The 24,781-nt window shown below is 51.7% G+C and carries 27 protein-coding genes; 19 read left to right on the forward strand and 8 right to left on the reverse strand.

Annotated features, from left to right (window positions below; all coding sequences use genetic code 11):
* Window positions 1-24 precede the first annotated feature (24 nt).
* Together ACK5LI_RS04070 and ACK5LI_RS04075 are read left to right on the forward strand one after the other, a co-directional pair.
* Complete coding sequence (locus ACK5LI_RS04070) at window positions 25-1,200, forward strand: pyridoxal phosphate-dependent aminotransferase (RefSeq protein ID WP_416946491.1); 1,176 nt, start codon at window positions 25-27, stop codon at window positions 1,198-1,200.
* Window positions 1,201-1,202: 2 nt separating this feature from the next.
* A complete protein-coding gene (locus ACK5LI_RS04075; RefSeq protein WP_416946493.1) occupies window positions 1,203-1,880 on the forward strand; it encodes a class I SAM-dependent methyltransferase in 678 nt (225 codons plus the stop codon).
* Here ACK5LI_RS04075 and ACK5LI_RS04080 read toward each other — a convergent pair.
* Both ACK5LI_RS04080 and ACK5LI_RS04085 read right to left on the reverse strand, forming a co-directional pair.
* Window positions 1,871-2,404: a GNAT family N-acetyltransferase gene (locus ACK5LI_RS04080; RefSeq protein ID WP_416946495.1), complete on the reverse strand. Its 534-nt coding sequence runs from the start codon at window positions 2,402-2,404 to the stop codon at window positions 1,871-1,873. The genes ACK5LI_RS04075 and ACK5LI_RS04080 overlap by 10 nt on opposite strands.
* A gap of 271 nt (window positions 2,405-2,675) precedes the next feature.
* Entirely contained in the window at window positions 2,676-3,359 is a 684-nt protein-coding gene (locus ACK5LI_RS04085) for an HAD family hydrolase (protein WP_416946497.1), read from the reverse strand.
* A 60-nt stretch (window positions 3,360-3,419) separates the two neighbouring features.
* Between ACK5LI_RS04085 and ACK5LI_RS04090 the strand changes: the two genes are divergently transcribed.
* On the forward strand, window positions 3,420-4,703 hold the full coding sequence (locus tag ACK5LI_RS04090) for an NAD(P)/FAD-dependent oxidoreductase (RefSeq protein ID WP_416946499.1): 1,284 nt from the start codon (window positions 3,420-3,422) through the stop codon (window positions 4,701-4,703).
* 54 nt (window positions 4,704-4,757) lie between these two features.
* On the opposite strand, the gene ACK5LI_RS04095 is transcribed toward ACK5LI_RS04090, so the two are convergent.
* On the reverse strand, window positions 4,758-5,873 hold the full coding sequence (locus tag ACK5LI_RS04095; RefSeq protein ID WP_416946501.1) for a DUF3179 domain-containing protein: 1,116 nt from the start codon (window positions 5,871-5,873) through the stop codon (window positions 4,758-4,760).
* 206 nt (window positions 5,874-6,079) lie between these two features.
* Between ACK5LI_RS04095 and galE the strand changes: the two genes are divergently transcribed.
* On the forward strand, window positions 6,080-7,063 hold the full coding sequence (galE, locus tag ACK5LI_RS04100; protein WP_416946503.1) for a UDP-glucose 4-epimerase GalE: 984 nt from the start codon (window positions 6,080-6,082) through the stop codon (window positions 7,061-7,063).
* A gap of 60 nt (window positions 7,064-7,123) precedes the next feature.
* On the opposite strand, the gene lpxB is transcribed toward galE, so the two are convergent.
* The 4 genes from lpxB to rfbB all read right to left on the reverse strand — a co-directional run bounded on the left by lpxB (window position 7,124) and on the right by rfbB (window position 11,286).
* The gene (gene lpxB / locus ACK5LI_RS04105; protein WP_416946505.1) at window positions 7,124-8,245 is read right to left on the reverse strand and encodes a lipid-A-disaccharide synthase; all 1,122 of its coding nucleotides are present in this window, start codon (window positions 8,243-8,245) and stop codon (window positions 7,124-7,126) included.
* Window positions 8,246-8,253: 8 nt separating this feature from the next.
* The gene (locus ACK5LI_RS04110; RefSeq protein WP_416946507.1) at window positions 8,254-9,228 is read right to left on the reverse strand and encodes a hypothetical protein; all 975 of its coding nucleotides are present in this window, start codon (window positions 9,226-9,228) and stop codon (window positions 8,254-8,256) included.
* Window positions 9,229-9,379: 151 nt separating this feature from the next.
* Complete coding sequence (gene rfbD, locus ACK5LI_RS04115) at window positions 9,380-10,264, reverse strand: dTDP-4-dehydrorhamnose reductase (RefSeq protein ID WP_416946509.1); 885 nt, start codon at window positions 10,262-10,264, stop codon at window positions 9,380-9,382.
* Window positions 10,264-11,286, reverse strand: coding sequence for a dTDP-glucose 4,6-dehydratase (rfbB, locus tag ACK5LI_RS04120; RefSeq protein ID WP_416946511.1), 1,023 nt, complete (start codon window positions 11,284-11,286; stop codon window positions 10,264-10,266). Before rfbB ends, rfbD begins: the two co-directional genes overlap by 1 nt.
* Window positions 11,287-11,517: 231 nt before the next feature.
* Between rfbB and ACK5LI_RS04125 the strand changes: the two genes are divergently transcribed.
* The 4 genes from ACK5LI_RS04125 to ACK5LI_RS04140 all read left to right on the forward strand — a co-directional run bounded on the left by ACK5LI_RS04125 (window position 11,518) and on the right by ACK5LI_RS04140 (window position 15,549).
* Window positions 11,518-12,366 carry a sirohydrochlorin cobaltochelatase gene (locus ACK5LI_RS04125; RefSeq protein ID WP_416946513.1) on the forward strand — a complete coding sequence of 283 codons (849 nt, stop codon included), beginning with the start codon at window positions 11,518-11,520 and terminating at the stop codon, window positions 12,364-12,366.
* 53 nt (window positions 12,367-12,419) lie between these two features.
* The gene (locus ACK5LI_RS04130; protein WP_416946515.1) at window positions 12,420-13,277 is read left to right on the forward strand and encodes a hypothetical protein; all 858 of its coding nucleotides are present in this window, start codon (window positions 12,420-12,422) and stop codon (window positions 13,275-13,277) included.
* 15 nt (window positions 13,278-13,292) lie between these two features.
* Complete coding sequence (locus ACK5LI_RS04135) at window positions 13,293-14,504, forward strand: hypothetical protein (protein ID WP_416946517.1); 1,212 nt, start codon at window positions 13,293-13,295, stop codon at window positions 14,502-14,504.
* 112 nt (window positions 14,505-14,616) lie between these two features.
* Window positions 14,617-15,549, forward strand: coding sequence for a hypothetical protein (locus tag ACK5LI_RS04140; RefSeq protein ID WP_416946519.1), 933 nt, complete (start codon window positions 14,617-14,619; stop codon window positions 15,547-15,549).
* 73 nt (window positions 15,550-15,622) lie between these two features.
* Here ACK5LI_RS04140 and ACK5LI_RS04145 read toward each other — a convergent pair whose 3' ends face one another.
* Window positions 15,623-15,811 (reverse strand): twin-arginine translocase TatA/TatE family subunit, encoded by a 189-nt coding sequence (locus tag ACK5LI_RS04145; protein ID WP_416946521.1) that lies wholly within the window; start codon window positions 15,809-15,811, stop codon window positions 15,623-15,625.
* A gap of 200 nt (window positions 15,812-16,011) precedes the next feature.
* On the opposite strand from ACK5LI_RS04145, the gene ACK5LI_RS04150 reads away from it, so the two are divergent.
* The 11 genes from ACK5LI_RS04150 to ACK5LI_RS04200 form a co-directional block, all read left to right on the forward strand.
* Complete coding sequence (locus tag ACK5LI_RS04150; protein ID WP_416946522.1) at window positions 16,012-17,643, forward strand: FAD-dependent oxidoreductase; 1,632 nt, start codon at window positions 16,012-16,014, stop codon at window positions 17,641-17,643.
* A gap of 11 nt (window positions 17,644-17,654) precedes the next feature.
* Window positions 17,655-18,086: a hypothetical protein gene (locus ACK5LI_RS04155; protein WP_416946524.1), complete on the forward strand. Its 432-nt coding sequence runs from the start codon at window positions 17,655-17,657 to the stop codon at window positions 18,084-18,086.
* 27 nt (window positions 18,087-18,113) lie between these two features.
* On the forward strand, window positions 18,114-19,022 hold the full coding sequence (locus ACK5LI_RS04160; RefSeq protein WP_416946526.1) for a hypothetical protein: 909 nt from the start codon (window positions 18,114-18,116) through the stop codon (window positions 19,020-19,022).
* 39 nt (window positions 19,023-19,061) lie between these two features.
* Window positions 19,062-19,760 (forward strand): HAD family hydrolase, encoded by a 699-nt coding sequence (locus ACK5LI_RS04165; protein WP_416946528.1) that lies wholly within the window; start codon window positions 19,062-19,064, stop codon window positions 19,758-19,760.
* A 99-nt stretch (window positions 19,761-19,859) separates the two neighbouring features.
* The gene (locus ACK5LI_RS04170) at window positions 19,860-20,162 is read left to right on the forward strand and encodes a YggT family protein (RefSeq protein ID WP_416946530.1); all 303 of its coding nucleotides are present in this window, start codon (window positions 19,860-19,862) and stop codon (window positions 20,160-20,162) included.
* A 13-nt stretch (window positions 20,163-20,175) separates the two neighbouring features.
* Window positions 20,176-20,679, forward strand: a complete 504-nt coding sequence (locus ACK5LI_RS04175) for a DivIVA domain-containing protein (protein ID WP_416946532.1) — start codon at window positions 20,176-20,178, stop codon at window positions 20,677-20,679.
* Window positions 20,680-20,962: 283 nt separating this feature from the next.
* Window positions 20,963-21,193 carry a DUF465 domain-containing protein gene (locus ACK5LI_RS04180; RefSeq protein WP_416946534.1) on the forward strand — a complete coding sequence of 77 codons (231 nt, stop codon included), beginning with the start codon at window positions 20,963-20,965 and terminating at the stop codon, window positions 21,191-21,193.
* Window positions 21,194-22,882 carry a biosynthetic-type acetolactate synthase large subunit gene (gene ilvB, locus ACK5LI_RS04185; RefSeq protein ID WP_416946536.1) on the forward strand — a complete coding sequence of 563 codons (1,689 nt, stop codon included), beginning with the start codon at window positions 21,194-21,196 and terminating at the stop codon, window positions 22,880-22,882.
* A 9-nt stretch (window positions 22,883-22,891) separates the two neighbouring features.
* Window positions 22,892-23,383, forward strand: a complete 492-nt coding sequence (ilvN, locus tag ACK5LI_RS04190) for an acetolactate synthase small subunit (RefSeq protein WP_416946538.1) — start codon at window positions 22,892-22,894, stop codon at window positions 23,381-23,383.
* Between the two features lie 113 nt (window positions 23,384-23,496).
* The gene (ilvC, locus tag ACK5LI_RS04195; protein ID WP_416946540.1) at window positions 23,497-24,486 is read left to right on the forward strand and encodes a ketol-acid reductoisomerase; all 990 of its coding nucleotides are present in this window, start codon (window positions 23,497-23,499) and stop codon (window positions 24,484-24,486) included.
* 187 nt (window positions 24,487-24,673) lie between these two features.
* Window positions 24,674-24,781 (forward strand): transposase (locus tag ACK5LI_RS04200; protein WP_416945781.1); only part of this gene is annotated, 108 nt, incomplete at its 3' end.

Genomic DNA, 24,781 nt, shown 5'->3' on the forward strand with positions numbered 1-24,781 from the left:
TAACGGATAGTCACGGAGACAAACATGACGGAAACTGCACGTACGCAAGGTATCAAGCCTTTTTATGCAATGGATGTGCTGGAGCGCGCACAGGAGTTGGAGCGTCAGGGTGTGAAAATCATCCATCTTGAAGTGGGCGAGCCTGATTTTGATGTGCCACCGGCCGTAAAGGATGCGGTCTGCAGCGCGATGGATAACGGCCATACTCATTATACGAACAGCATGGGTATGCCGGAGCTGCGTCAGGCAATTGCAGATGATTATCACAAAAAATATGGTGTGGTTGTTTCGCCGGAACGTATAGCCGTTACCAACGGCACATCACCTGCCATGTTTATGCTGTTTGCAGCTTTGTTGGAACAAGGTGACGAGGTCATCATCTCCGACCCTCACTATGCCTGCTATCCCAGCTTTATCACCTTTGCGGGAGGGGAGCCTGTCAAAGTGCCGGTGCTGGAAGAAGACGGTTTTCAGTACCGTGTTGATGCCATCAAGAAAAAACTGACCTCCCGTACCCGGGCAATTTTTATTAACTCTCCTTCAAATCCTACCGGCAATCAACTTCCGGCAGAGCGCATGGCACGAATTGCGGCGTTAGGGCTGCCGGTTATCAGCGATGAGATTTATCACGGACTTGAATATGGTGAAAAAGAGCACACCATTCTGGAGTTTACGGATAACGCCTTTGTCTTCAACGGATTTTCAAAGTTGTATGCCATGACAGGCTTGCGTCTGGGCTATCTTATTTCGCCCGGGGCGTATGTACCTGTGATGCGTAAGCTGTGTCAGAACTTTTTCATATCTCCTAATGCTGTTTCGCAGATGGCAGGAATTGCAGCGCTGACACAGTGCGAGCATGATGTAAACCGGATGCGTATTATTTACGACGAGCGTCGCAAGTTTATGATCCGTCGTCTGCGTGAAATCGGTTTTGGCATTACAGTTGAGCCTACCGGCGCATTTTATGTGCTTGCCAATGCCCGTTTCCTTTCTGATGATTCCTATAAGCTGGCCTTTGAAATATTGGAAAATGCCCATATAGGCGTTACCCCCGGTATCGATTTCGGGCAGGGTGCGGAAGGGTATATCCGTTTTTCATACGCCAATTCGCTGGAAAATATTCATGAAGCCATGAACCGTCTTGAGCTTTTTGTAAAAGAGCGCCAGCAGACTGAAGGCTGTAAGGCGTTCGCTGTTTAGTCATGAACGAAGACTATGTCGACCCCTACGGACGTTTTGCCCGATACTATGACAGAGTATTGAACCCTGTGCTTGATCCCGTGCGGGGCAGTGTGGCTTTGCAACTGGAAACACTGCAAACTGCCAGCGTGCTGGATGTCTGCTGCGGTACCGCGCGGCAAGCTGCTTTTCTTCCCGCGCCTGTTACACGGTATGTCGGCGTGGATGCATCGGATGCCATGTTGCGTGCCGGAGCTTTGGCACTGAGTCTGGAGGCTGCCGGCTCCGCGCCATCGGAAGTGAGGTATGCGGGTACCAGACGGGGCAGAGCAGCAATAGAACTGCTGTGCACAGACGGGCAGGCACTGCCTTTTGCCGAGAAAAGTTTTGATGCAGCGCTTATTGCTTTTGCTCTGCATGAAAAGCCGCTCGAAGAAGCTTTTACTGTTGCGCGCGAAGCGTTACGGGTGGCAACGAGCTTGGTCATTGTTGACTATACCATGCCGGAGCGCACAATAGAATGTCCTGCCGCGTTGCTGATGCACCTGCCGGAACGGATAGCAGGAGGTGAGCATTATCGCCATTTCAGGGCGTTCATGCGTGCAGGGGGGCTGCAAGGCTTTGCCTATGCCTTGGGATTGAAAGAGAAAGCAAGGCAGCGTCTGTTCTACGGCGGTGCTGCCATTGCTGTTTATGATTGATTTTTGCCAAAAGCTGTCAGCCAGCCCCGCAAGCCTCGCCTTCGGGGCTTTTTTGTAGACAGAAGAATTTCGGCAACCCTTGCCCCTGTGTGGTCAATCCGCTCTCCGATGGCATACGGCTGAAAGCCCAGCTTCGGGTACAGCAGAAGGCCGGGAGTGTTATGATTGAAACATGCCAGGCGGATTTCTGTCGCGTTGTGCTTTGAAAAAGCAATATCTTTCATGACATTGACAAGATAACTCGCCACTCCTTTACCGCGGGCGTAAGGCGCAACAATTAGGTTTCCTATGGCGCAGTGGTCGCCCCATTCGTAAAAGTTGCTAAAGGCTACTGGGTGCCCTTCCAGTGTTGCAATCGTCGGGTCTTTACGTTTTTCTATAATAGTCTGTAATGCCTCAGGAGTAAGTGGATACGAACCCCTGGGGCAAAAGAAGAATACTTCTTCCGGTGTCTGAGCAAAGCCGCAGATGTTTTCATAATCTGATTCAATAGCAGGGCGATGGCTGAGCTTCATATTGTTCATGGATGTCCCTGTTTCAATGCGTTGTCAGATTCGGACAGAGTAAAGCGCGACTGTTTTGCAGATTTCGTATGGTTTGGTGTTTGCTATGCCTTTAGAAAAGCACACAATACTCCGGATAGAAGAGTTTTTAACGCTGATTTATCATGCTCAATTTGTTGTTTTTATAAGAAAAAACAATGCTGTTGCGCTATATGATGTTTAAAAGAGGAGCGAAGCATAACAAAATACGCATCTATGGCACAATGCAGGTATTTTTTTGCTGGTCAGATGGTCAGGATTTCTTTCCGGGCAGGGTGTGCTCAATAGCCGCGTAAAGTTCTGCAAGGCTGTCCACCACATAATCTGCACCGGCATTGTATAGCGCCATGTAATCCGACTCTCCTGTGGTAATGCCTGCTGTCAGTGCTCCTGCATTTTTACCCATCACAATATCCATAACATGGTCGCCCACCATAAGAGACTGTTCAGGCGCGCACCCGCATACCTGCAAGGCGTGCAGCAGGTGTCTGGGGTCCGGCTTTACAGCGGAAACATCGTTTCTGGTGAATACGCCGGTACACAAAGTCTCTGCGTCCGGCAGCATTGCCAGCACGCCTTCTTTGCAGTTTCTCGTAACGATATAGGTCGAGACGCCTGCCGACTTTAATTTCGTCAGCATTTCTACCGCCCCTTCAAACATGCTGCCGTTTCGGGCGGCTTCTACTTCAATATCAATAATCGCCTGCATTGTGTCGCGGTGCAGAAGTTCTACTTTTTCCGGTGCAGACTCTGCCAGTTGAGCTTTGGCTAGTTCCAGCCATTCCAGAATGTATTTTCCCTCATCAGAAGGGGGTGTTGTGTATTTTTCAATGACGGATCTTAGCGTTGCTCTCATTCGGGAAAAATCAATCTTCGAATCTGCAAGTGTTCCGTCAAAGTCAAAGGCAATTGCTTGCATTGTATTTTGTGATGCCATATAGTTTTAGATATCCTGTTGAAACTATTGTGTTCAATCTGTTTTTTGAAACGGGGAAGCATGGTGCCCGATATTGTAAATACGGATTGTGATGCCCTTGTGGTAGGCGGGGGGCCCGCAGGTGCTACCGCTGCCTTTACTCTGGCACAGGCTGGCTTATCAGTCACGCTGATTGAAGCCTGCAAAGTGCCAAGGGCTAAGCTGTGCGGCGGGCTGCTAACTGCTAAGACTCTTTCCCTTTTACAACAATCCCTTTCAATTACCTCTCAGGATATTATCGCAAGCGGTGCGCATGAATCCACAGCACATCGTTACTGCATTTATTCCCGTTCAAAGCTTCTTGTTTCCGGCCGTTATCCTCAGGCGTTCACTTTTATCAGGCGTGCAGCCTTTGATGCTTTTTTGCTGGAAAGAGCAAAAAAAGCCGGTGTACATGTGCTTGATAACCTGCGTGTAAATCATGTTGATGCTGCTTCAGGTGAAGTGCGTTGTGCAAACGGACAGCAGCAGAAAGCAAAATATGTGATTGGTGCCGATGGTGCACATAGTATAGTGCGCCGGAATATCAGCGCATTCAGACGTGTGATGCGGCGCACTACCGCCCGGACAATTGAGGTGCGCATACCGCACCGGCAATGGAAGGCTGCTGCTTTTCCTTCTGTGCACCTAGGCTGGCTGAAACAAGGGTATGCGTGGGCATTTCCGAACCGCAGCCATGTAGTTGCAGGTATGGGCGGCATTATGCAGCAAGGCGAAAATCTGAGCCATCTGATGCGGCAGTTTTTGCAGGAACAAAAGGTTGTTGGAGCGTATCCGGAATTTGCCGGTGCAGCGTTGCCTTTTGGCGGACATCTGCGTGCGCCTGTCCACGGTAAAGCAATGCTTGTCGGGGATGCTGCAGGTTTTGCCGATTCCGTTTTCGGCGAAGGGGTATATTACGCCATTCTTTCTGGCTTGTTGGCCGCAAAGGCCATCTTGAAGGCGCAAAAGTATATCAAGGTACAGTCGATAAAGGACGGTGTGCAGGAAACTGATTCTCTGGAAAGTGTACGCAGGCAGGCAGTCGTAAAGGGTAGCATTGCGGAGGCGCCGGAACCGTGCAGGGCTGTTTGCGGTGAAAATGGTGTTGCCAACTCAATGTATCGGAAAATGATCGCTTCACCAGTTGTAAAGGAACTGGACAGGGCTGCAATGCTCAGCCGGTTTGTATATCATCGGGCAAAGGGGCCGGATCGCTTTGCCGTTAAGTGCTTTTTAAAGCTGGCTCATGGTCGGCTTCTCCGGCATCTGCATAAGGAAGACACTCACGTGCGAAAGCTGTTGTCATCAGAGCAGATTTGGTAAGAAATGCCCCCTTGCCTTCTTTTTTAAGTTGTTAAAGAAGAAGAGCACTCCCTCTTAAAATCCGTTTTCTCCGACCGGAATAACTGCTGTATCAGGAAAAAACGCCTTCCATGCAAACCACATGACTTCCATGGCGGGCTCGCGTTTCAGCTGATACTCCCGCAACATGCCGAATTCACATTTCCCCTCGGCGGTCCATTCTGACTGGCTTTCTCTGTCAACAGGTGTCCGGTCACGCATAAAAAACGATACGGTTTTCTCGTTTACTACTCTGGAAAAAACCCGAACCGCATCAAGCTGCCGATCATACAACGCCACCATCGGCGTTGTTCCCAAAGTAAAGTTGATTGCTCCCTGAAGTTTTACTTCGGCCTTTTGAATGGCAATTTGTGAGCCTTCAAGAGTAAGTCCCAACATAGGTTCTTTAGGAGCAAAGCGGCTGTCAGTGTGCATCACCGGAAACGTGATGGCACTGTTTTGATAATAGCTGTCTGTAGACCTGTATGAGCCGTACGGGTCTTTGCCGTATGAACGGTTGTAGCCGGTTGAGCGGGACAGCACCAACGCGTCGGGCCAGCGCTTTGCCGCCTTTTGCCATGTTGTCCACAGTACGGGCAGGCGTGTAAGCGATGCGCCTTCCAGCGGCCCTTCAATGGCGGTTCCCAGAATCTGCGGCCACATGCTGTTTGTCGCTCTGTCATAAAGGATTGTGTTCGCATTTAATAATTTGCCGGTCACTCCGAATGTCGTCTCAAAGCGTCCTGCCTTTGCACCATATGCCGCAACAGCACCTGTTAGCGGGCTGTAGGTCAGAAGAACGGGGGTGCCGTCTGACGTCACCTCGTTAACCGCCTCGTGCCAGACCATAAGATATTGCGGATAAATGCGGACTCCCTGAGGGAGTTGCAGCACAAAAACAGGTTCATTGTAATCCAAGCTGAGCGAAGCATCTGCTACGGATACATACGATGGTTTAACCAGTGAGGGAATGTTGTCATACTGGATGCCGGTGTCGATGACAGCATCCTGCATGGCTTTGAAATCAGCCGCTGTTGCCTGTGTCAGGATCGGCGAAGCCGTAAAACTTGCCAGACATGCAGCAACACACAAGAGCAAAGCGGGCAGCCTGCCATAGCAGCCGTAGTTTCGGGGGGCGGTGAGTTTTCGCATGATGTACCGTGGTGCTAAACGCTTTTGATGAGTTGAAAGACCGTAACGAACAATGCTATTGTGCACAGAAATTAACACATAATAGGCCGCACACGTTGCATTTGTGTTCACAGAATAGCCGATCTGAGCGGCGTGGGCAACGTGTACAGGCCAAGCTGATACGGCGCTGCCGGCGCTAGGAACAGTACAACAGGAGATAGATGGTTATGCAGCCTCAAAAGGTTCTGGTTTGCGGCGGGGCAGGATACATAGGGTCACATATGGTGCGTGCTCTGATCAAGGCCGGTCATCAGCCTGTTGTCTTTGACAACTTGTCTACAGGACACATTGACTCTATCGGTGATGTTGATTTTATCCGAGGCGACTTGCTGGACATTCAGGTGGTACGGCGGGTCTTCGGTGAATATTGCTTTGACGCTGTCATGCATTTCTCAGCAAAAAGTCTGGTGGGCGAATCAGTTGTTGATCCTGCCATCTACTATACCAACAACGTTACCGGTACAGCCAACCTGCTGGAGGCCATGCGTGAATGCGGCGTGCTGAAGCTGGTTTTTTCCAGCACCGCTGCAGTTTACGGAAATCCGGTAACGGAGACTATCCGAGAAGATCATCCGCGTGCACCGGTTAATCCTTATGGACGTTCCAAACTTATGGTGGAACACATGCTGGGAGACTATGCGGCTGCGTATGATATGCGCTCTGTGTCGCTACGCTATTTCAATGCGGCAGGGGCTGATGAAGCGGGTGACATCGGCGAGGCGCATAATCCCGAAACGCACCTTATTCCGAATGTCCTGCTGGCCGCTTTGGAAAAGAACGAAGGCCTGAAGGTTTTTGGTGATGATTACCCCACCGCGGATGGTACATGCGTTCGAGATTACATCCATGTGACTGACCTTTGCAGTGCTCATCTGGCCGCGCTTGAATATCTGACACTGCATAATGGCGCCCATGCGTTTAATCTTGGCAATGGCAATGGTTTTTCTGTACGGCAGGTGCTGGACGCCGCCATGCGTGTAACCGGAAAAGAAATTCCTTACGCTGTGGAAGGCCGCAGAGCGGGCGATCCGGCCATTTTAGTGGCAGATGCCGGCAGGGCAAAGACTGAGCTTGGCTGGCAGCCTGAGTATACAGACGTGGAAAAGATTATTGAGACAGCCTGGCGTTGGCATCAGGAACAGCGTTATTAGTCCGGCACATAAGGCGATGTAAAATCCCCCGTAACGTCTACCGCGTTACGGGGGATTTGTTTATACCAGTGATTGCAGGATGATGTCTGCAGCGCGGGAAGGTGCACCGGGTGCCCCCAACATAGAGCGTATGACTGCAAGGTCTGCACGCACGCTGTGCAGCTTGTCCGGATTGTCAAGCCAGTCCAGCGCACGGGCCGCCAGCACGTCTCCGTCTGCGTTTTGCTGCAACAATTCGGGAAATACTTCACGTTGCATTATAAGGTTTGGCAGGCTTGCAAACTTAACTTTTACAAGCCGCTTGCCGATGGCGAAAGACAGCGGAGAAACTTTATAAGCCACTAGTGTCGGCGTGCCCAGCAACGCGGACTCCAGCGTGACAGTACCGGATGCTGCCAGCAGCATGTTGCACTCGCGCATGAATTTGTAACGATTGTCCGGTGCATGGATTGTGAGCGGCACATCTGTGGCCCATAATTCACGCAGGTTTTCTTCAGAAACTCCCGGAGCGCGGACACAATGAAATTCCAGTTCCGGACGGGCTGCCTGCATACGCTTTGCTGCAATGGCGAACTGCGGCATTAATGACGTGATCTCTTTTCTGCGGCTTCCCGGAAGCAGACCTATACGTTTCTGGCCCGGTGTAATGGCGTCGACTTCATCCCAGTCCACCATATCCACCAGCGGGTTGCCGACGTAGTCTATCTCCATGCCGTGCTGCCGGTAAAAATCGACTTCAAATGGCAGGATGCTAATGACTTTGTCTACGTAGCGGCGGATGAACTTGACCCTGCCGGTTCGCCACGCCCATATCTTCGGGCTGATGTAATAATAGACGGGAATGCCCAGCTCTTTGGCATATTTTGCAATACGAAAGTTAAAAGACGGGGCATCTACCAGAATGACTGCATCAGGCCGTCTTGTAACCAGCTCCTGCCTGATGCGTTTTAGCATTCCGAGGATGCGGGGCAGGTGCGAAAGAACCTCTGTGATACCCATTACGGAGAGGTCTTCAACCTTGAAAACGTCTTCAAATCCTGTTTTGCGCAGGTCGGGGCCACCCACACCTGCAAACCTGACGTGTGGCGCTTTTTTCTGAATGGCACGAACCAGATTGGCTGCGTGCATGTCGCCGGACATTTCTCCGGCGCTTACCCATAATTGCGAACCAGTGGAATTCATTACAAAGCCTATTGTGCCTTCCGCGGCTGAGGAATTGCCGCACCTTTCTCAGGGGCAAAGCGGGGGTAAATACGCATGAGCAGAGCGACTGTGAGCAGCGAAAGAAGCAGGCGTCCCCAAAGGGTTGCGGACATATGCGCACCGATCAGCATCATCAGCAGGGTGTCTTCAATCAGGGCATGCGAAAAGCCCATAAGAGTCACGGATGAAAAAACATCTTTCTGAGGGACTTTTCCGGAACGTGCTTCATGGATAATCAGCCCGCCGCCGTAGGCAATGCCCATGGACAGACCGATAACGGTAATTGTGGCTGCGCTTTCGCCGATGCCTACCATGCGCAGGACAGGCTTTAGCAGCGAGTTCAGCCGGCGTGAAATACCAAGTATATCCAACAGGCGCATAAAGGTCATCAACCCCAGCACAACCCAGAAGAGATAAAATAAGTTACGGGCCTGACCCAGTGCCCATGCAGTAAGGTCGGCAGGGGCCTGATCCGGTTGCCACATAAGTTGTGCCGGTTGTTGCAGTGTACCTGTCAGCTCGAATGTCACATACAGAATCCAGCCGAAAATAAGTGCAGCCACCATGCGCAGGGCAAATTGCCCCATAAAGCTTAATCCACACCGTTGTGCAATCTTGCATTCCACAAGCAGGTTATGTGCAACAAGAATCATGGTGGACAGGACTGAAACCTGTGCGACTGTCAAAGGCTCAAGTGCGGGAAAAATGGCTGCAAAGACTATGATGCCGCTGTAGATATTCACTACGATGGATGTAGCCCATACCAGCCCCAACTCTGCGGGAAGACCGGTGAAATGCATGAAAGGTTCAAGCGGCAGTGCAAGGTAGCCGATAAGGTCAAGTTCGCTCAGAATTTTTACAGCAATGATGATGGGAATCATCACCTTGTACAGGTCCAGAGTCACCCTGACGGCGTCGGCTCCGACTTTTTTGATAAAACCTGAAACAGCGGATGGTTGCATGGCGCGCAAGCTCCTGTCTTTGCATTGGGTAAAGCCGTGAAGGGCGGAAATTTTTTTAGGATGTACCGTTGCGGCCCTAATCCGGCTCAGGCACTTCGATATGTCCGGCATTTTTTCGTCTGTTGCTTTCGTTCTATATGGTGCACAGGGGCTAATCCGGGCGCCGCTCTGTTGAACACATGTGCTGGAAAATGTAATCCCGTAGCGCTTGTATCCAAGGTCTGGGCCTTACTCCTGTGTATTCGGTAAAGCGGCTTGTATCAAGAACCGAGAACGCAGGTCTTTTGGCCTTTTGCGGATAGCCTGAAGAAGGAATAGGGCGTACCTGACAGGGAAGCTGTGCCAGCGATACTGCCTCGGCCGCCAGCTCACACCAGGTTGCCTGACCGCCGTTGGCAATGTGGAATATGCCTGTTGCGTCTTTTTCAATCAGTAACCTGCTGTTATGGGCAAGGTCCGGCGTATAGGTGGGGGAGCCGGTCTGGTCGTGTACAACGGTAATCTCCGGTCGGGAGCCGCACAGACCCAGAATGGTCTGCACAAAATTACCTCTGCCCGGACCGAACAGCCACGAAGTACGGATGATAGTCAGCTTAGGCAGTTGCAGCGAAAGCAGAGCCTGTTCTCCGGCCAGCTTGGAAGAGCCGTAAACGCTTTGTGGTTCCGGCAGATCTTCTTCGGTGTAAGGCGACTCTTTGTGTCCGCTGAATATAAAATCAGTGCTGTAGTGCACCAGATGCAGCCCCTGATTCAGGGCAATACGGCCAAGAGCAGCGGGCAGAGCTTTATTCAGGCGCGTTGCGGCATCCTGCTCGTCCTCAGCCTTGTCTACCTGTGTGTAAGCAACGGTGTTGAATACGACATCGGGAGCTTCAGACTCAATGTAACGTTCCAGTGCAGCAAAATCGAGGACATCGGCATCTTGCCTGCCATGCGCGGTTACCTGCCAGCCTGCATTTGACAGTTCGGATACAAGAGCCTGTCCCAGCAGACCGGATTGTCCGCCAAGCACTAGTGCTTTACGTGCGGTTGTCATCAGCGTTCTCCGTACCAGCGGGACATGAACTCCATGTAGGCGCCGCTTTTCACGTTATCCAGCCACTCTTTATTATTTTCGTACCATTTCAGCGTATCAGCAAGGCCCTGCTCGAAACTGTGCGCCGGAGTGTACCCGAGCTCACGTTGTGCCAGCGAGTAATCCATAGCGTAACGCTTGTCATGCCCCGGACGGTCTTTGACATATGTTATGAGAGACTCCGGCTTGCCGGTAAGTTTGAGAATGGCTTTTACCACGTCAATATTGCTTCGTTCCGCGTTGCCGCCAAAGTTGTAGATGGCTCCTTCTTTACCGGTACGCAGCGCAAGGTCGATACCGTGGCAGTGGTCTTCCACATGAATCCAGTCGCGGATATTCAGGCCGTCACCGTATACGGGCAGGTTGCCTTCTTCCCACGCCTTGCTGATCATCAGCGGAATGAGCTTTTCAGGGAACTGGTAAGGCCCGTAGTTGTTGGAGCAGCGCGTAATAATTGCCGGAAAGCCAAACGTTTCAACAAACGCACGCACCATAAGGTCCGCTCCGGCCTTTGATGCGGAGTAAGGGCTGTTAGGCAAAAGAGGGTTCTGTTCGGTAAAAGCCGGTTCGTCAGCTTTAAGCGAACCATACACTTCATCTGTAGATATATGTACAAAACGCGGGATACCGGCATCACGGGCTGCCTGCATCAGTACCTGCGTGCCTAGAACGTTTGTCGTTACAAACGGTGCAGGGTCAGAAATCGAACGGTCAACATGCGATTCTGCTGCAAAGTTAATAATGGCATCAGGGGAGAATTTTTTCAGAATGCTCTGAACTGCCGTAGCATCAGCAATGTCTGCCTTTTCAAAAAAGTAGCGGGTGCCGCCGTGTTCTTTTTCGATGTCCGCAAGGTTCAGCAGGTTGCCTGCGTAGGTTAATTTATCGAGGTTCAGAACGGTAGTCTGCGGATGGTTGGCAATCTGGTACCGGATAAAGTTGGTACCTATAAAGCCGCAGCCTCCGGTAATAAGAAGTCGCATTCAGTCTCCCTCACTTGGTTTAACTTTTCTTTCATACATGCACGGCCCGTATGGGGTCAAATCGAAAAAGGGCTGCAAAAGTTCGGAACATTTGTCAGAGTCCGTTTCGGGATATGGGGCAGCGCTACGAAAAGGCTTGCCAAGGCTTAAAGGCAGTCGTTACCATCCCCATGCTTTTTTTACCTGCTGTTTTTTATCTGGTGGTTATGCTGACTAGGGTGGTTTGCTAATATGAAATTCGGTATCCTTCTGGCCGCCTTCGGAGCCAGCAATCAACAGGCTCATCATACGTTACGCTTATTTGACGAAAGGGTCCGTCAGCGTTTTCCGGATATGCCGGTGCGCTGGGCTTTTACCTCTGAGCTTATTCGTGATCGTCTGGCCGCAAGGCGGATGAAAACTGATTCTGTAACCAAGGCGTTGCAGAAAATGTGTTTTGAAAAATTTACACACGTGGCAATACAGTCGCTGCATATTATTCCCGGCGCGGAGTACGACGACTTGTGCCTTGATGCGCAGAACATGCTTCAAGGGCCGGAGTGTGTGGCCTCCGGTCAAGAAGAGGCCGCGGGAAACGGTTTTATGCCCAATCTGTCGCGATTTCAGAATGTTGCAGTTGGGAAGCCCCTTCTGCATCATGAAGGCGATGTTCAGCGTGCGGCTGCGGCGCTAGTTGATAATCTGCCACAGGAACGTCAGGTCGGAGATGTAGTGGTGTTTATGGGGCACGGCACATGGCATACCGGTGACAGCCGCTACGAAGACCTTTCTGCCGCCGTGCGGGGAATTGACCCTGATGTATATATAGGCACGATGGACGGCAGCCACACCATTGATGACGTACTGCCTGCTCTGGTTAACGCCGGAGCACAGCGGGCTTATCTGTTACCGTTGCTTTCTGTTGTGGGAAGGCATGCTATGCGCGATATGGCAGGTAACCAGCCTGATTCATGGCGTTCACGTATTGAACAGGCCGGCATTGAATGTATCCCCGTACTGAAAGGTACTGTCGAATACGGCGGCTTTGTTAATATCTGGATTGATCATCTGGAAGAAGCTGTGAACGCCATCCGGCCCTGACAACCTGATTGTCTGATAGCCGCCAGCTGTTTTTTGATCTGAGGAGCAGAGGTATGAATCGTATTGTCGCTGTTCTGTGCATTGCCTGCGTGTGTCTGTTGGGTTGTGGTGCAGTAGTGCTCGCTTCTGATGATGACGTTAGTTTTGTTCTGGCAGGGGCGAACGGGACAATACAATGGGATGACGGGATTATTCTTGCCAAAGGAACAGGCGTTCCTCCTGCCGGAGCGCTCAGCATGCCTCAGGCTCAGGCTATGGCTGTCAGGGCTGCAACGCTGGAAGCGCGTCGCAACCTTCTGGATACTGTTCGTAATATTCAGATTTCAGGTTCTGAGCGGGCCTCAGAAATTCTTGACAGAACGCCTGCTATGATGAAGCAGGTGTCCGGCCTTATTCAAAATTCTAAAATTGCAGGCCGAAAAGTTTTTCCAGACGGCAGTGTCGATGTGTATGTAACACTTGCCTTTGGTGATGGAGTATTGGAACAGCTTTTACCTGCCGCTCTTCCTTTTACTCCTGCAGAACCGGCTGCAAGAGAAGCCCATGACAATGAAGCTGCCGGACTGCGTGTCACGGGAGTGATTATTGATGCAAGAGGGACGGGCGTTACTCCGGCAGTGCTTCCGCGGGTGCTTTCATCAGACGGCAGGATTGTGTATAGCCTGAAGCAGACTATGCGGGGTAACGTGTTTTCTCACGGCCTTGCTCTCTACGCGGCTTCTCCTGATGCAGAGCAGGTCCAAAGCATGGTAGGCGGCTCGCCTTTGGTTGTAAAAGCTGTTGGGCTGGCTGAAAACTCCGTTACTGATATTGTGGTAGACGAAGCTTCTGCATCTTTTCTGGCTTCTGCTTCGGGGCGGCTGGCACTGGCTCAGTGTCGTGTTGCTGTGATTTTTGATCCTGTAAACTGATAACACTGTTTGCACGTGACGTTGATACACTCATTCAATAATCGTTACGTAAGGCATGCCGCAACGTTGTTGCTGGCACTGAGCCTTTTCTACGGGCTTGCCGGATGTAAGGCCGGAGGTGCCTCTGCGCACCCTGAAGCTGTGGGTTCGTTGGACGCTCGCTCCTCGGCTGCATTCAGGCTGCTTTCTGACGAAAACTGGTCAGAAGCCTGTGCAGAGTACGACTCTGTGCTTGCAGATGATCCTTTTTATAAACCGGCCTTGCTTGCAAAGTCGCTGTGCGAGCTGGAGGCAAGTAGTACAAGATCGGCGCAAGCGTTGTTTCAGCGCGCAGAGTCATATTGTACAGGTGCCGAAGTATCTATAAGGACACAAGATGCAGCACTGTGCTTCAGAGCCGTAGCCTCTATGGGAGAGGCGGGGTTGTTGGATGCGGAAACCGTGCTGGTAAAAACAGAAGCTGTTTTTAAAAATATACTACAGGCAGGCGGGATTCGTTCTGCCGCCCAGTTCTGGCGCGGTGAGGCTCTTTTGCTTGCCGGAAGGCCTGTTGACGCACGTAAAGCATACGAGGCTGCTCTGGCCGGAGCAAACCGGAAACTGCAACGCGAAGCGCGTCAGAAATTGGCCATCATAGATAAACTTGTTTCGCTGGTTACAACACCCGTAGGTATGAGTCTGGGTGGACAAAAAGAGATTACCAGAGCACAGGCAGCAACTCTTGTTGTCACAGAGTTGCTTTCTGCAACCGGCGTGCATGACAGCCTTGCTTTATCCGGTGGTGAATATGCGGTGCCGGGAGTCCACTCTGTGCCGGTGGCAGACGAATTGCCTCGTGACATCGGCGGGCAGGCTGCCGAAGCAAACATAATGGCCGTGCTGCCATACAGGCTTCGGGGTTTGAGGCCTGCAGCGGCTGGCCGTTTTCTGCCGGATGCCCCCTTTACCCGGGCTGATCTGGCCTTACTGTATGAAGACTGTGCCATACGCATGAGCGGTGATCCCTCTCTGGCGGTGCGTTATCTCGATGCCGGATTGGAATTTTCGGATGTCCGCCGCGATGATATGATATTCAACGCCGTGGCGCTGGCTGTGAAGAACGAACTCCTGCCTTTGCGGCGTAAGGGATGTTTTGATCCGGCCTCCACTGTTTCCGGACTGGAGATATTGGAAGTGCTCGCTACGCTTCGCAACTTCGGGCTTAATAAGAGTCATTCCGCACGGTAGAGCCTTACGCTTCTTGCCCGTTGTCATGTTTTGTGCTGGAATGGAAACAACTGTTTCAGTTTTTTGTGCCGTTTTTCGGTTTTGTGATAGTATATTGAGGTTACAAGTGAATATGCGTTTCCCTTTACGTAAAGTGTCTTCAGGTATTTTGACTTCTTTTTTGCTTGCCGGTCTATTGTCTGCAGGCGTTGCACAGGCCCGCCCTGTGGAAGTCCTGTGGAGTGCCGATCGTGATATCCGTGCTGCATCAGGCGATGAAACCATGCCTTCAAATCTTGATGAAGCCCGGACAAAGGCTTTTGAGCAGGCTGTCTGGGCCGAGGCTCTGGCAATGGTCGAGAATGAGCTTACAGACGCCCGTAAGGTTCTGCTTCAGCAGAACCTTACCCCCAAGGCTTCGCTGTTTGTCCAAAGCTATACGGAGCTGGGAAGCAGCAAGACGGAGACGGGAACATTGATGAACGTTGATGTTGCTGTGAACCGTCGGGCTCTTAAAAATACGCTTCGCTCTATGGGGATGCTGCGGTTTGCTGATGAGCCTGTCAGTTACACCCTGACCCTTTCCAGTTCGCAGGACGTGTGGGCAGAGCTGGGCAGGCTGCAGGCTCTTTACAATACCCGTGTGCAGCAATTTGCTGATGTGGCTGTCACACTGGACAACTCCGGAGAGCTCTGGAAAGGGCAGTTGAGTGCTCAGGGACGTGTTGCCGCGGCTTCCGGTAAAACTCTGGACGAAGTGTGGGGGCAGCTGTGGGCACGATATTTTATGGCTGCTTCACGGGCAGCTGGCGCAGAACACGAACTTGTTCTGCAGGTAAGCGGCTGGTTTACTCCCGACGGAGTGGAAACCTTTGATAAAGAGCTTGCCGGATGGGAGAGGGAAATTGATGACGCCAGTCTGGCAGGAGTGAATATGGAGGCTGCGGGTGTTTCTGCCCATTGGGTGATCCGCGGTGCTTCGCGTTCAGCGCTTGAGCGTAGATTGAACGAGGCTCTTGGCGGCAGGGGGCTTAACTGGCGACTTGATTCCGGAGACGAAGTATAAGGTAAAAAATCCCGAGGCACTGATGTGTCTCGGGATTTTGTTCATCGGTGCGCCACATCAGGCGAGTTTATGGTTACTCGTCTTTGGTTTTCTTCTCGGAAGAAGGGGTGACGTCGATTTCGTCAGGTTCGGTCGTCGCTTTTTTAAAGTTTTTGATCGCGCGACCCAGTCCGCCTCCGATCTCCGGCAGCCTTTTGGCACCGAAAACCAGAAGAATGAGGACAAAGATAACCAGCAACTCGGGAATTCCAATTCCGAACATAGCATGCCTCCGTGGGATATTGGAGTCGCTATACACACGTTGGACCTTTGAGGTCAAGGTGCATGGGGGCTTACTATGTATTTAAGCTGGCATTTTTTGAAAAAATAACAGATGGATGAACAGCAGTAATTAACGTAAATCTTAATGACGGAAAGATTGATTTACCGGTGGCTGTCAAATGTCTGTAAGGAGCATATACGATGCGCAGAATTGTTATTGTAGGGGGGGGGCTTGCAGCTGCCAAACTGGCGGCGCGCGTCCGTCGTATGACAGAAAATGCGGAAGTGAATCTGGTCGTGCCTGTAACGGGCAAGGACAGTAAAGGTGTTTTTGGCAGATATGCCAAGTCCCGCAAGGCGTCTCAGGAACTGATGAAAACACGCGATGTCGGAGTGTTGGAGACAGCTGAGCTGGATTTTGATTTTGAAAAGCGCGAAGTGCAGGTCAGCTCGCAACGCGGTTGGCTGCCTATGCGTTTTGACCAGCTGGTGCTGGAAATAGACGCAGTGCCTCGTGTGCCTCGTGCTTTGCGACGCAGCGCGAATGTTGTGCCGTGGCCTGTGGGCGATGTGGCCGCTCTGGACGGCATTCTGGAAGATCTCAAGCCTGCGCAGTGTGTGGTTGTCGGCGGCGGCAGGCAGGCAATGGAACTTGCCGGTCTGTTGCTGGCTTGCAATATTTCTGTGCGGTGGGTCCGTACTGCTGCTGCGGAAGCTCCGTTGCTTGACGCCGACATGTGGTTCCATGTGGACAGGCTGGCGGCTGAACACGGCGGGGATAAATTGCAAATGACAGACTGGAGTGACTACCGGCTGGAACAGCTTGCCACGGTGGCTGATCAGGATGGCTTGCTCGGTTCTGTCGATTCCCCGGACGGCCGCAGTGTTTCGGGTGATCTGTTTTTCTGGGCAGACCCGCAAAGGGCAGTGCACCCCCTGCTTGCCAACGATGGTATTGATCTTGCAGAAGATGGCCTGCTGGCTGTCGATGAAAATTATATGACCGGTATTCCGGACGTGTATGCCATAGGCAGTGCTGTTTCGGTTAAGCGCCCCTTTAAAAGCCTTATGCCCTCAGTGGCAGGTCAGGAAACGGCTTTTGCCATGGCACGGCGCGTCGCGGATACTCTGGCAGGTATGCAAGTTCAGGCCGAGGCCATGTTGACTCCTGTAGTGCAGGCTTTCCCCGGGGGAAAGGTATTCAAGGCTGGCATGTGTTTGTCCGAAGCTGCCGCGGCGGATATTGACGCAGAGTTCGCCATGTTGTTCAGTAAGCCTGAAGGCGTTGAGGAGAACTCCGGCGTAGCTGTTAAGCTGGTGGTAGAAAAAGCGTCCAGCAGAGTGCTTGGGGTTCAGGCTGTAGCGGGCAGCTGCTCCGGCTGGTCTGACGGTTTTGTAACTGCCGGCGCACTTGCCATTGCGGGTAATCTCAGCGTTGATGCGCTTGCAGCACTCGATTTACCCGGCGAAACAGGCCGCATTCTTAATACTGCCGCATGCATTGTGACCAACAAGCTTCAGGGCAAGGTCTACGGCATCAGTCCAGAAGAACTTGTCGCTTCCCGCAGTGCAGGGGCAGAGTTTTTCACCCTTGACCTGCGTGCTCAGCCCGTGTGGAAAAAAGGTCACCTTGAAGGTGCACACAATATCCCGCTGCCGCAGCTGAAAGAGCGCCTGCAAGATGAAGTACCACGCTTCACCCCGCTGGTCATTGTCAGCCAGAACTCCAACGACGCATGGAGCGTTGCCTGCTATCTGGCAGGGCTTGGAGCAGGGCATGTGTATGTTCTTGATGGCGGCATGGATATGTGGCCTTACGAAGTACATGCTTAAGGGTAAAGCCTGTGGATAATGTAAGCAGAATGCCCGGCGTGGCTTGCGACTTATATATCGCAGGCCACTGCCTTTATGAAGAAGATTTGAACCCCGGACTGCATGAACAGTATCTTTGTGCAGAGGTGGCGCGGATTGTTGCCGCATATGAAGAGCTTGTTTCCCGCGCGGACGGATTTACTCTTGGAAATGAGCAGGCCTTTAATGTCATCCATAAGTTGATGGACAATCTTCCTCCCGCAGGTAGTCTGTGCTCAGACTATCGGCCTGCCGGTGGCTGCGGGGGATGCCGTAATTGTGGTGCTGATTCGGGGGATGCTTCCATGGAAATAATCGATTGTGCTCATGCGTTGTCGGAACTGTGCGTTTTGCGGTTACCGATGTGTGAAGGCGTCTGCAAAAAGTTCCGCTTCCGGACGGCTGCCGCCGTCGGTGACGAATAGTTATCTTGAATTACGAGGGTACTTATAGTGGCTGAAAAAACAGTTGAATGTACGGTAGTTGTGCTTGCCGTTCCGCATCTTCATCCGTCATCCGGTACCGGCGTGCTTTCTCTTCCCGCAGTGAAGTATTTCAATCCGGGGCTTTCTGCTGCGGCCAGTACCGGTGCAGAGCTGTTTACGCCGGAAGATCTGCCGTTACAGGGGGCTGCGGCTAAGGGCTGTCTGCATGAACTTGCTGTCATGGCGCAAAATTTCGGCAGTTCACGTGACCTTGTGATGTTTGCTTTGAACTCGGACCAAAGTGAAGGCGGCAGGGATCGCAATCACAACGAGCTGGCTGACCTTACAGCTTTCATTCAGGCGGAAGGTGGTGCTTTTGAAGCCGCCGAGTCTGCAGTGCCTGTAAAAAAGGACCTGCGCATTGAAGCCCAGAAGACTCTTTTGCTTGCGTATTCGCTGGAAGAAAGCGTGAATGAACTGGATTCGCTGCAGGCACGTTATGAAAAAACTCTTGCTTCCATGAGCGATGTCCTTGGAGTGGAGGCTGACGACGACCTGAAAGATTTGCCCGGGCTTGTTGATATGCCGGCAGAGTTGCGCGGAAGCGGCGCAGATATGATGCAGCTTTCGTGGCGGGTTATTTTGGATAATATGGGTGTTTTTTTGCGAAGCGGTACTATTTTAGTCACTGAAGACACCTCAATGTCTGAAACGCTGGCGGAACTGCCCGAGGCAGCACCGCTGAATGCTGAAAAGGCCGCTGCGCTGTGCCCCGCATGGGATGAGACCGCGCTGGCTGGCAAGGGTGAGCTGATGACCGTGCAAGCTCCCTTGTGGCGTATTTTAGGCAACAATGCGCCTGCAGCCGGACGGGAATGGCATCAATACGAGTTCACGGTTGTTTTTTCTGCTGCTGGTTCTGCAGCAAAGTTGTAGAATAATTAATCTGATGCAGCGTTGCTGCAGGAGCGTTTAGTGTATCTGACCGCACAGTATCTGGCTGACCGTTTTCCGGAAGGTCTGCATGGGGTTGTTTTTGATTGTGACGGGGTCATGTTTGATTCCCGCCTTGCAAATATCCGGTACTACAATCTGATTCTTGAGCGTTTAGGGCAAAAGCCCATGACTCCGTCGCAGGAAGATTACGTGCACATGCACACTGTTGATGAGTCGTTGAACCATATTGTGCCGCCTGCTTTGTCGCATAAAGTGCCTGCTGCAAGAAAACAGGTGAACTACCTGAAGGAGATTGTGCCGACGCTGGTGCCGGAATCGGGGCTGATGGAGTTTCTTACCCTGCTTCGGAATCATGGTGTCCGTATGGCGGTGCACACCAACCGTACGAATAGTATGGATTACGTGCTTGATATCTTTGATATGAGCTCTTTTTTCAGCCCTGTGATGACAGCCTCGCGTGCGGCGGCAAAGCCCAGCCCAGAAGGTGTGAATAAGGTTTTGGAATCTTGGGGATGTGAAAAAAGTGATGTTGTTTTTATAGGCGACTCGCTGCTCGACAGTCTTGCTTCGCGTAATGCAGGTGTTTCGTTCTGGGCGTTTCGTAATGAATCGCTTCAGGCAGAGCGGCATATTTTGGATTTCTGGGATATGCGCGCCAGCTTCGTGGAATATTTTTCCATGATAGCGAGCGATCGCGCTCATTCTACGCTTTTTTAGCAAAGATGTTATTTTTTACTTGATTCTGATCGCCGGGAAGTGGAATTATATCCCTAAGGGTGGATTCTTACCCGGCAAGAACCCCTTTCAGGAGGATACATGGAAGTACTTGCCGTAAATTTTATAACTACTGTTGCCAAGATACTGGATTCAGTTCTCAGCTTGTATTTCTGGGTCATCATAGTGGCAGCAGTGCTTTCCTGGGTCAATCCCGACCCCTATAATCCCGTTGTTCGAATTATCCGCGGACTTACCGAGCCTGTTCTGTACAGAATCCGTAAGTGGTTGCCTTTTGTATACCTCAGCGGCATAGACCTGTCGCCTGTTGTGTTGTTGCTTGCTATCGAATTTGTCCGCGGATTTGTAATCCGTTCATTGGCAATGCTCGCCATGAGCATGTAGGAGTGTCTGTACCATGGCTGTCAGTCGCATAGATATCCTGAATCAGGGGTTTTCCAAAAAAATGCGGGGGTATGACCCTGCTGAGGTGGACCGCTACATGCAGGACATGGCAGACACCATCGGCAGGCTGGGAGAAGACAAATCGCGCCTTGAGGCGCGTGTGGCTGATCTTGAAGCCCGCCTGACGGAGTTTCGCGAAAGGGAAGCCGCTTTGCGTGATACGTTGATTGCTACGCAACGCATGACTGAAGATATGAAAACCAACGCCCAGCGTGAAGCGCAGTTGATTATTGATGCTGCTCACGCAAAGGCGGAAAGTCTGGTTAATCAAGGTCATATACGGCTTGCAAGGCTGCAGGAAGATATTCTTGAAGCCAAAAAACTGCGAGCGCAGTTTGAAATGAAAGTGCGTTCTGTAATTGATGCACACATGCAACTGCTTGAAATGTCTTATGAGGAACAAAAGGTGGCGGCAGCCCCTGCACCAATGCAGGAACGCTCTGCCGAGGGGGAATAATTTCTTGCCGGATTGTCCGTGTAGCTGCGGTTAGTTGCCGTATGGCAAGCACGGAGCAATCAGTAAGAGAAACAGGAAATAACGGGAAAGGTGCACAGAAGAGCAAACGCACCTGCCGTTGACAACAAGACTGCACGAACCGGCCATAACCGGCTTGCCTCGTCTGCCTGCCGGTAGCACCGGTGACAAAGCACTTTGTTGATAGAAAGGGATATGCTGCCGTTTACGGGTGTTCCGCAATACGGCACTAGCTGCAACCAACATAGCCAAAGGAGTGAGTTCCATGGAAACACGAGACCTTGAACTGTTGGAACAATTGTCGTCCCGAAATCCTGAACTCAAAGCCTTGTGGGAAGAGCACATTCTCTTTGAAAAACAGCTGGAAAAGCTGGAGAGCAAACCTTATCTCACACCCAATGAAGACAAACACGTAAAAGAACTGAAAAAGCAGAAGCTTGATGGTAAAACGAGGTTGTTGACGATCCTCGAAGGTTACCGCACTAAGGAGCAATAAATGGAGTCGAGCGGGGCCCGCATCCTGTTGGAGTGTCTTAAAAAGGAAGGCGTTGATGTCATGTTCGGTTACCCCGGCGGGGCCGTCATTGATATTTACGATGAACTTCCTAAACATGACATCCGCCATGTACTTGTCCGGCATGAACAGGCCGCAGTACATGCCGCGGATGGATATGCCCGTGCTTCCGGTCGCGTCGGCGTCTGTCTGGTTACGTCAGGCCCGGGTGCAACCAATACGGTAACGGGAATTGCCACGGCGTACTGTGATTCCATTCCCATGGTCGTGCTAACCGGTCAGGTTCCGCGTGCGCTAATTGGCAACGATGCCTTTCAGGAAGTGGACATTGTGGGTATTACGCGTCCGTGCACAAAGCATAACTATCTTGTTAAAGATTTGTGCGACTTGCCGCGTATTATCCGCGAGGCCTTTTATCTTGCCCGCTCCGGCAGGCCGGGCCCCGTTCTTGTTGACTTGCCCAAGGACATTATGATCAGCCGCGCAGAGTGCGTCATTCCCGAGGAAGTGAAGCTGCGCAGCTATAATCCTACGTATAAGCCGAATTTGAATCAGCTTCGCCGTGCGGTGGACCTTATCATGTCTGCCAAGCGTCCGTTGTTGTTTGCCGGTGGCGGTGTGATTGGCTCTGATGCCAGCGAAGAGCTCGGCTGGCTTGCCCGGACCCTGCAGATTCCGGTTACGTCAAGCCTCATGGGGCTTGGTTCATTTCCCGGTGATGACCCGCTTTTTCTGGGCATGCTGGGAATGCACGGAACCTTTGCCGCAAACAAAGCCGTGAACAGCTGCGACGTGCTTATTGCCGCCGGTGCCCGTTTTGATGACAGGGTAACCGGCAAGCTGTCTGCATTTGCAGCCGGAGCGAAGATTATTCATATCGACATTGATCCCACTTCCATCCGCAAGAATGTGGAAGTGGAAGTTCCTGTTGTCGGTGATTGCCGTATGGCACTTTCCGGTTTGAGAGACATCATTGCGGCCCGCCTTGAAGAAGGTGCGACAGCTGCGGATAGTAACGGCTGGATTTCGCAGGTGAAAGAATGGTCTGAAAGCCATCCGCTTGCCTATATCACTTCCGACAGCATTAAGCCGCAGCAGGTTGTTGAAACGGTATTCGAGCTTACCAAAGGCGAATGCATTGTTTCCACCGAAGTGGGACAGAACCAGATGTGGGCTGCTCAATTCTTCAAATACCGCAAGCCGCGCACTTTGCTGACGTCCGGCGGGCTTGGCACCATGGGGTACGGATTTCCTGCTGCCATCGGTGCGCAAATGGCGTTTCCGCAGAGTCTTGTCATCGATTTTGCGGGTGACGGCTCCATCCAGATGAACATTCAGGAGCTTGCCACAGCAGTATGTAACAACCTGCCGGTCAAGATTATTATTCTGAATAACGGTTACCTTGGTATGGTTCGTCAGTGGCAGGAACTTTTCTACCAGCGCAACTACTGTTCTACCTGTATGGAGGCCCAGCCTGACTTTGTGAAGCTGGCCGAAGCATACGGTGCAGAAGGGTACAGGATTACCACGCAGGCAGACCTTGAGCCTACGTTACGTAAGGCTCTGTTCAGTCCGGCTACAGCGATTATTGATGTTCGCGTTGAACGCGAAGAAAATGTGTATCCCATGGTTCCGGCCGGTGCGGCTCTGGACGAGATGTTGCTTGTGTAGGAGAATCCCATGCGTCATGTACTTTCCGTTTTAGTGGAAAACGAACCCGGTGTTCTCTCGCGCGTTGCCGGACTTTTCAGCGGCAGGGGCTTTAACATCGAATCGCTTAACGTTGCTCCCACTCTTGAAGAGGGAGTCTCGTTGATGACGATATCAACCATCGGTGATGACCAGATTATTGAGCAGATTGTAAAACAGCTCAGAAAATTGGTTACAGTCATAAAAGTTGTTGACTTTGAAGACATAGCCGCCGTAGAGCGGGAGATGGTAATTTTAAAAGTTAACGCGGAAGAGACGCGCAGGGCGGAAGTTTTGCGCATTGCAGATATTTTCCGCTGTAAGGTGGTTGATGTGAGCCTTAATGATCTTACGCTGGAAGCTACCGGCGACCATGGAAAAATTAAGGCTGTCATTCAGCTACTAACCAAGTTTGGCATTAAAGAAATAGCCAGAACCGGAACTGTGGCTATGAAGCGCTCAATGCAACCTGAACAGGTTTAGTTGAAAATTTTTCAGGCAACCCACCTGACGAGCGCTAAAAAGCCTCTCAGGTGGGTTTTTTTATAGACAACCGAAACCATTGGGAGCTGTACAAGCTACAGCAGGGAGTAGAAATGAAGGTTTATTATGAACAGGATGCAAACCTGGAAGTGCTTAAGGGCAAGACCGTAGCCATCATCGGCTATGGCAGCCAGGGCCATGCGCATGCGCAGAACCTGCGTGACTCCGGCGTGAACGTGATCGTCGGCCAGCGCCCCGGCGGCCCCAACTACGAGCTGGCCAAGGAACATGGCTTCCAGCCCCTTAGCGCCGCTGAGGCTGCCGCCCAGGCCGACCTGATCATGATTCTACTCCCCGACCAGTATCAGGCATCTGTGTACGAAAACGATATCAAGCCTAACCTGAGCGCCGGTAAGTCACTGGTGTTCGCTCATGGCTTTAATATCCACTTCAACCAGATTGTACCGCCCAAAGACGTTGACGTGTTCATGATTGCCCCCAAAGGCCCCGGTCATCTTGTTCGCCGCACCTACACCGAAGGTGGCGGCGTTCCCTGCCTGGTTGCTATCCACCAAGATGCATCCGGCAAGGCAATGGAGAAGGCTCTGGCTTATGCAATGGGCGTTGGCGGAACACGTTCCGGCGTTATTGAAACTACCTTCCGCGAAGAGACCGAAACCGACCTTTTCGGCGAGCAGGCAGTACTTTGCGGTGGTATCAGCGCTCTGATTCAGGCAGGCTTTGAAACGTTGGTGGAAGCAGGCTACCAGCCTGAAATCGCCTACTTTGAATGCCTGCACGAGACCAAGCTCATCGTGGATCTGATCTATGAAGGTGGTCTTGCCAAGATGCGTCATTCTATCAGTGATACTGCGGAATACGGTGACTATGTGACCGGCCGCCGTGTTGTGACGGAAGAGACCAAAAAGGAAATGAAGGCTGTTCTGAAGGACATTCAGGAAGGCCGCTTTGCTCGCGACTTCATTCTGGAGTGCAAAGCAAATTACCCCACCTTTACGGCCCGTCGTCGCATCGAAGCCGAGCATCCCATTGAGGAAGTGGGCGCAAAGCTGCGCTCCATGATGCCTTGGCTGAAAAAATAAGGCTACTTACGCTGTATACGTAAAGGCCGCCCGAAAGGGCGGCCTTTTTTGTATGCAGAAAACCCCCCGCTAGGCGGGGGGTTCCGTAAAGCTTAAAGCTATAGAGATATTAGTAAAACTCCTTTTGATTTGCTAACTAATCCCTGCGGTCTGGCAACTGCAGGTGGCAAATCAAAAGGAGGCCACAATGGGTGACACTAAGAGTTTAGCCCACACAAAATGGAACTGCAAATACCACGTAGTGTTTGCGCCAAAGTATCGGCGGCAAGTTTTTTACGGAGAGAAGAAGCGCGCA

Origin of the sequence: Oleidesulfovibrio sp. (assembly GCF_047973035.1) — a bacterium.
In the GTDB taxonomy this organism is placed as follows: Bacteria; Desulfobacterota; Desulfovibrionia; order Desulfovibrionales; family Desulfovibrionaceae; genus Oleidesulfovibrio.

Bases quoted from the DNA above. Each gene is read 5' to 3' on its own strand.
- ACK5LI_RS04070 (WP_416946491.1), top strand. From the start codon at position 25: ATGACGGAAACTGCACGTACGCAAGGTATCAAGCCTTTTTATGCAATG.
- ACK5LI_RS04075 (WP_416946493.1), top strand. From the start codon at position 1,203: ATGAACGAAGACTATGTCGACCCCTACGGACGTTTTGCCCGATACTAT.
- ACK5LI_RS04080 (WP_416946495.1), bottom strand. From the start codon at position 2,404: ATGAACAATATGAAGCTCAGCCATCGCCCTGCTATTGAATCAGATTAT.
- ACK5LI_RS04085 (WP_416946497.1), bottom strand. From the start codon at position 3,359: ATGGCATCACAAAATACAATGCAAGCAATTGCCTTTGACTTTGACGGA.
- ACK5LI_RS04090 (WP_416946499.1), top strand. From the start codon at position 3,420: ATGGTGCCCGATATTGTAAATACGGATTGTGATGCCCTTGTGGTAGGC.
- ACK5LI_RS04095 (WP_416946501.1), bottom strand. From the start codon at position 5,873: ATGCGAAAACTCACCGCCCCCCGAAACTACGGCTGCTATGGCAGGCTG.
- galE (WP_416946503.1), top strand. From the start codon at position 6,080: ATGCAGCCTCAAAAGGTTCTGGTTTGCGGCGGGGCAGGATACATAGGG.
- lpxB (WP_416946505.1), bottom strand. From the start codon at position 8,245: ATGAATTCCACTGGTTCGCAATTATGGGTAAGCGCCGGAGAAATGTCC.
- ACK5LI_RS04110 (WP_416946507.1), bottom strand. From the start codon at position 9,228: ATGCAACCATCCGCTGTTTCAGGTTTTATCAAAAAAGTCGGAGCCGAC.
- rfbD (WP_416946509.1), bottom strand. From the start codon at position 10,264: ATGACAACCGCACGTAAAGCACTAGTGCTTGGCGGACAATCCGGTCTG.
- rfbB (WP_416946511.1), bottom strand. From the start codon at position 11,286: ATGCGACTTCTTATTACCGGAGGCTGCGGCTTTATAGGTACCAACTTT.
- ACK5LI_RS04125 (WP_416946513.1), top strand. From the start codon at position 11,518: ATGAAATTCGGTATCCTTCTGGCCGCCTTCGGAGCCAGCAATCAACAG.
- ACK5LI_RS04130 (WP_416946515.1), top strand. From the start codon at position 12,420: ATGAATCGTATTGTCGCTGTTCTGTGCATTGCCTGCGTGTGTCTGTTG.
- ACK5LI_RS04140 (WP_416946519.1), top strand. From the start codon at position 14,617: ATGCGTTTCCCTTTACGTAAAGTGTCTTCAGGTATTTTGACTTCTTTT.
- ACK5LI_RS04145 (WP_416946521.1), bottom strand. From the start codon at position 15,811: ATGTTCGGAATTGGAATTCCCGAGTTGCTGGTTATCTTTGTCCTCATT.
- ACK5LI_RS04150 (WP_416946522.1), top strand. From the start codon at position 16,012: ATGCGCAGAATTGTTATTGTAGGGGGGGGGCTTGCAGCTGCCAAACTG.
- ACK5LI_RS04170 (WP_416946530.1), top strand. From the start codon at position 19,860: ATGGAAGTACTTGCCGTAAATTTTATAACTACTGTTGCCAAGATACTG.
- ACK5LI_RS04175 (WP_416946532.1), top strand. From the start codon at position 20,176: ATGGCTGTCAGTCGCATAGATATCCTGAATCAGGGGTTTTCCAAAAAA.
- ACK5LI_RS04180 (WP_416946534.1), top strand. From the start codon at position 20,963: ATGGAAACACGAGACCTTGAACTGTTGGAACAATTGTCGTCCCGAAAT.
- ilvB (WP_416946536.1), top strand. From the start codon at position 21,194: ATGGAGTCGAGCGGGGCCCGCATCCTGTTGGAGTGTCTTAAAAAGGAA.
- ilvN (WP_416946538.1), top strand. From the start codon at position 22,892: ATGCGTCATGTACTTTCCGTTTTAGTGGAAAACGAACCCGGTGTTCTC.
- ilvC (WP_416946540.1), top strand. From the start codon at position 23,497: ATGAAGGTTTATTATGAACAGGATGCAAACCTGGAAGTGCTTAAGGGC.